Below are 702 nucleotides of genomic sequence, written 5' to 3'. Positions count from 1 at the left end.
CATGCCGTCCGCAACAACCCAAATATGCTGTTCAGTCATATCCAGTAACGCATCCTCATTATAAGGACGAACTTTACCTGCATGAGTTTTGGCAAAAGTAAAATAGTTCCAATTCATTCTTTGCTTCCTACCAACTCCACATTTGCCAACGACCATCTAACATTGCAGAGAATTGGCCAATAGATGGCAGCCCAGTGCTAACAAACATACATGATTCAATATGAGTAGAGCCTTCTGTCCACCAGAAGCATGGTTTTCTCTGTTGACCCTCAATTAGATGATTTAACAACGTGTTTTGCTTTACTTCAGTTGAAAAGCTAAACACTGTTGAGATCGGGCTTTGGTACAAAAGCGCCATTTCTTCATTGCATATCGATACTTCAGAAACAAGCTCACACTTTTCCTGCATGCTTCGGTGCCATGCATCAAATACAAATTCATCATCTAACACTGACAGTGCTAGAGCCTGGCTATCTTCAGTCCAGCCGCTTTGTGCCCAATACTGTGCTGCTTTGCCTTTTACCGCTCGAACAACAGTAAAAAAGAAGTAGCGACCGCATGCATCTACACTTGGAATCATGCTGCCGATATACGTAGCATCGTCCATGTAACTCACATCCAGTGCAAAGTGCCAAACTGGTGCAGTTAAAAAATAATCGTTCCAAGTGTCACCCAGTTGCTCTTTACTCACTGCAATAACAG

At 42.7% G+C, this 702-nt stretch carries 1 protein-coding gene and 1 pseudogene; both read right to left on the bottom strand.

Going from position 1 to position 702, the window contains the following annotated elements; genetic code table 11:
• Positions 1–117 (bottom strand): annotated as a pseudogene (locus tag R7040_RS26630) (serine/threonine-protein phosphatase); the annotation flags it as partial.
• Positions 118–127: 10 nt separating this feature from the next.
• Positions 128–702, bottom strand: a 575-nt coding sequence (tagF, locus tag R7040_RS26625) for a type VI secretion system-associated protein TagF (protein ID WP_318097607.1), incomplete at its 5' end; no start/stop codon positions are given.

The organism is Vibrio sp. 1069 (assembly GCF_033340555.1).
Note: the sequence above shows the minus strand (reverse complement) of the source record. Positions and strands in the feature narration are given on the sequence as shown.